The following is a 3,873-nucleotide window of genomic DNA, read 5'->3' as shown; positions in this document are numbered from 1 at the left end:
AGCGGTGCTCAGCCCCGGCTCCCGAAGACCCACTTGTTGCTCGCCAGCGCGTCCCGCGCTTCGGGCAGCGGCCCGCGACCCAGTCGGCGGGTGAAGTCGAACGGGGTCGTGACGTCCACCGACCAGCCGGTCGCCAGCAGGTGACCGGCCGAGTCGGGTTTCCGTTCCATCTCGAACAGGCCGACCAGGTCGACACCGATCTGGTGCCTCGTCGAGGTGTAGATGGCGCTCTCACGGACCTCCGGGAGCTCCGTTCCCCGCTTGATCTCGAAGGCCAGGGCGCTCCCCGGTGCGCTCAGCCGGTCGATGGTCTCGATGAGCCTCCGTTCGCCGTCGGCCGGGATGTAGAGCAACAGCCCCTCGGCCAACCAGACCGTGGGCAGGGCGGGGTCGAAACCCGCGTCGAGCAGCATGGGCGCCCAGTCATCCCGCAGATCACAACCCAGGGGTCTTCTGGACGCCCTCGGGGTGGCTCCGATCCCGTCCAGCACATCCTGCTTGAACCCCAGGACCGTCGGCTGGTCGAGCTCGAACACCACGCACCCCGTGGGCCAGTCCAGCCGGAACGCCCGCGAGTCCAGGCCAGCGCCGAGCAGGACCGCCTGCCGGGTACCCGAACCGAGCGCCCGCGCGACGAAGTCGTCGAGAACCCTGGTCCGCAGGCCGAAGTACCGGCCGAGCCGCCCCCACAGCGGGTTGGCGTCACCCCCGGGCGCATGTTCGATGCGCAGCGGCCAGTCCGCGCAGGCCGGGGCGGCCCGGACGAAGTGCTCCGCGTAGGGGTCACTCGCCAACGAGTCGGTGCGGTGGGTCTCCATCGCCCGTGCCGCCGCGACCATGAAGGCCGTCAGACCGACTCCGCTCTCCACGCCCGTACCCGGCTGTTGGGTGCTGGTCACGTGTCCTCACTTCGCTCAAGGGGGGCGACCACACCCCCGGCCTGTCGTGGGAGGTGGTGCGCGCCCCGTAGACGGTTCTCATGAACCGGAAGGTCGTCTCGTCCGGCAGGTGCAGGCTGGTGGTGCAGTCCGTCAGCACGGTGACGTGGAGACCGCGCTGGAACGCCGTCCGCGCGGTGGAGTCCACGCACACGTCGGCGTAGAGTCCGACGAACACCAGGTGCTCGGTCCCCTGACGAGCGAGGTGGTCGGCGAACCCGTCACTGAGGAAGGCGTCGAAACAGGCTCGTTTGGTGAAGACACGGTCCGCCGGTTCCGGTGAGACCGCGTGGAAATCCGCTCCCCAGGAGCCTGCCCGACACTTGGTCGGCTTGTCCAGCAGCAGATTCCTCCGGCGCCAACTCGGCCCCTGGAACGCCACGTCGCCGTGGAGGCGCACGAAGACGACCTCCGTTCCGCGCGCCCTCGCGGCCGCCACCGCCCGGACGGTGCCCGTGATCGCGGCGCTGAGGACGTCGAGCCTCCCACCGAACCGCGACTCCACGCCCGGGCCGACGCAGAAGTCGTTCTGCATGTCCATGACGACCAGCGCGGTGCCGGCCGAGGAGGTCATTCCTCGGCCGCCACGGCCGCCAACGGGGACGAACCGGCGGCCCCCCGCGCGCCGAGCTCCTCGAGCAGTGCGTCCACCACCTCCGTCGTCGAGTGCCGACCACCGAGGTCGGGCGTGCTCACGCCCCTGTCCAGCAGCGCCGCCAGCGCCCCGTCCACCGCCGCCACCGCGCCCTGGCAGCCGACGTGCTCCTCGGCGATCGCCGAGGCCGCCCGGATCGTGGCGACCGGATTCACCCTGTCCCGCCCAGCCAGGTCATCGGCCGAACCGTGCACCGTCTGGTACTCCACCAACCCCTCGACGTCGGGGTGCAGGTAGACGTTCTCGGTGCACCGGTTCTCCTGCCGTTCGAAGCCGAAGCGGTCCAGCAGGACGACGTGCATGATGTCTGCCCACTCGTTCCCGGCGATGACCAGCGTGCGCCCCGGCAACCCCTGCTCGATCAGGTTCCGGTTCACGGTGTCCGGCTGGAACAACCCGATGTCCACGCCGAGCCGCCCCGCGATCTCGGCGACCCACTCACCGAGCGCGCCGTCGAGCAGGTGGAACTTGTACGCCATGACGATGCGATCGGCCGATTCGTCGGGCCACTGCCGGCGTGCGCGCCGCAGGGCGAACCTGATGATCGTCTCCGTGGTCTCCTTGCTGAAGGTCATCGTCCGCTGGACGGCGCCCGGGGTGTGGGTGTTCTCGCCGCTGTAGAAACCCTGTGTCTGGTCCCGGACCAGCAACAGGGAGGTGCCCTGGTCCGCGATGAGGTCGACCTTGACCGCGTGCAACCGTTGCCGGACCAGGTACAGCGACTGGGCGTTGATCGCCGTCCGGAAGATCACCCTGGTTCCGAGCTGGGCCTGGGTGCGGCAGAACTCCTCGTAGTGCTCCGCGTCCTCGTGCGTGAGCCCGCGGATCCGCTCGGCATCGCCCTCATCGCGGAGGGAGACATAGGAATGGTAGCGGCGCGGCGACCGTTCGATGCGCACGCCAACCGAATTCATCTCGGCGAGCGTGAGGAGTACGCGCTCGAATGCGGACGCCAGTTCTGGGCCCGTTCCCCGCCCGACGGCGAGTCCGACCACTGGAGTCATGGGAATATCTCCGTTCCGTTCCACGGATCAGGGCGCGGCGGAGTCGCCGACGAGGCGGTCGCCCGCGACACCGCTCCTGGTCGGGCTGTAGAAATCGATGACGGCCTCCACCCACGTCGCCGCCGGTATCCGGTCCGAGGCCGTGGGCTGGAGGTCGTCGAAGAGGGCGTTGATCCTGCCCTCCTCGAATCCGATGGCCCGCATGAGCGCGACGAAGTCGGGACGTGTGACCAGCCCGTCCTGGTCGCGGTCACCAAGGCCGGCGAGCGCCGCCGCGAAGGCGCTGATGGGAGCGTGGAAACGGTCCGGTGACAGCACGCATGCGGCGTACTCGTCGAAGCTCACCCTGCCGTCGCCGTCGCTGTCCAGCTCGGTGACCAGCGCGCGCCAGAACCCGTGGAAGGTCGATCGCAGCGTCTCACCGGCCGCGTCACTGATGTCAGGAGAGGCCTGGACGACCCGGTCGGCCATCAGCTCGAAGTCACCGGACTCCACATGGCCGTCACCATTGGTGTCGAGCAGGTCGAAGACGAGCCTGATCCGGCTCACCGCTTCTTTCCGCATCGAACGGTCACCTTTCCTCGGTCTCGCCCACCGCGGAAGGGGAACGAGAAACCCGAAACTTCGCCGCGATTGCGGATCTGGTGCTCCTCGGCGACGGGGACGACTATTCCAGAAAAGGACCACCGCGAGTAGTGAAAGAATGGACACCACACTGAAGGGTGAAAACGGTGGGAAGGCGGAGAAACGCCTGAATGCCGGATCCCACGGCCGGTCGGGTGTGGCCTGCCGCCCGGTGCCCGGCTCGGTTCGGGTCCTCCGGCGAGGTGGGCTGGTCCACCCGGGGGCGCGGCGGTGGACCACGAGTACTCGACGTCACGCAACGTGATCGGCCCGGGGTTGGTCGACCGCCGTTCCGCAGCGGCGACGCCGGGAGCTTGGCTGGCGCACGCTGGCATCGCGCCGCCCCGGACCGCTGAGCGGCGCGACCCGAGGTGGAGCGGGGTGGCCAGCCGCGCGGTGACGGGGTCAGCCGGCCCGGATGACACTGATGGCCTGGGGCGAGTCGAGCTCCGTGCCACCCACCAGTGACATCACGTCACGCCTCGACCCTCGAGATGTCACGGCCAGATCATGACGCGGCCACACTGCCGGGGGAGCGGCCCGACGGCTGGGATGGGGGCATGACCACCACCACGCGCCGTACGACGCGACCACCCACGGGGAGCCGCCGCCTCCGGCCCACGAGCACCGGTCGGCCACGACGGTGGGACCG

At 69.5% G+C, this 3,873-nt stretch carries 4 protein-coding genes; all 4 read right to left on the bottom strand.

Annotation, left to right across the window (positions count from 1 at the left end; genetic code table 11):
• Positions 1–8: 8 nt before the first annotated feature.
• The 4 genes from ACTIDRAF_RS0217920 to ACTIDRAF_RS0217905 all read right to left on the bottom strand — a co-directional run bounded on the left by ACTIDRAF_RS0217920 (position 9) and on the right by ACTIDRAF_RS0217905 (position 3,161).
• A complete protein-coding gene (locus ACTIDRAF_RS0217920) occupies positions 9–899 on the bottom strand; it encodes a class I SAM-dependent methyltransferase (protein ID WP_026066229.1) in 891 nt (296 codons plus the stop codon).
• Positions 784–1,512, bottom strand: coding sequence for a cysteine hydrolase family protein (locus tag ACTIDRAF_RS0217915; protein ID WP_016700102.1), 729 nt, complete (start codon positions 1,510–1,512; stop codon positions 784–786). The genes ACTIDRAF_RS0217920 and ACTIDRAF_RS0217915 overlap by 116 nt, the downstream gene beginning before the upstream one ends.
• The gene (locus ACTIDRAF_RS0217910) at positions 1,509–2,507 is read right to left on the bottom strand and encodes an isocitrate/isopropylmalate family dehydrogenase (RefSeq protein WP_211215373.1); all 999 of its coding nucleotides are present in this window, start codon (positions 2,505–2,507) and stop codon (positions 1,509–1,511) included. Before ACTIDRAF_RS0217910 ends, ACTIDRAF_RS0217915 begins: the two co-directional genes overlap by 4 nt.
• Before the next feature lie 117 nt (positions 2,508–2,624).
• On the bottom strand, positions 2,625–3,161 hold the full coding sequence (locus ACTIDRAF_RS0217905; protein WP_026066227.1) for an EF-hand domain-containing protein: 537 nt from the start codon (positions 3,159–3,161) through the stop codon (positions 2,625–2,627).
• Between the last annotated feature and the right edge of the window lie 712 nt (positions 3,162–3,873).

It is taken from the genome of Actinoalloteichus spitiensis RMV-1378 (assembly GCF_000239155.1).
GTDB classification, from domain to species: Bacteria; Actinomycetota; Actinomycetes; order Mycobacteriales; family Pseudonocardiaceae; genus Actinoalloteichus_B; species Actinoalloteichus_B spitiensis.
This window is presented reverse-complemented; position numbering and strand designations above follow the sequence as displayed.

What these genes read in the sequence shown, in the direction of transcription:
- ACTIDRAF_RS0217915 (WP_016700102.1), bottom strand. Translation starts at nt 1,512, where the DNA reads ATGACCTCCTCGGCCGGCACCGCGCTGGTCGTCATGGACATGCAGAAC.
- ACTIDRAF_RS0217910 (WP_211215373.1), bottom strand. Translation starts at nt 2,507, where the DNA reads ATGAATTCGGTTGGCGTGCGCATCGAACGGTCGCCGCGCCGCTACCAT.
- ACTIDRAF_RS0217905 (WP_026066227.1), bottom strand. Translation starts at nt 3,161, where the DNA reads ATGCGGAAAGAAGCGGTGAGCCGGATCAGGCTCGTCTTCGACCTGCTC.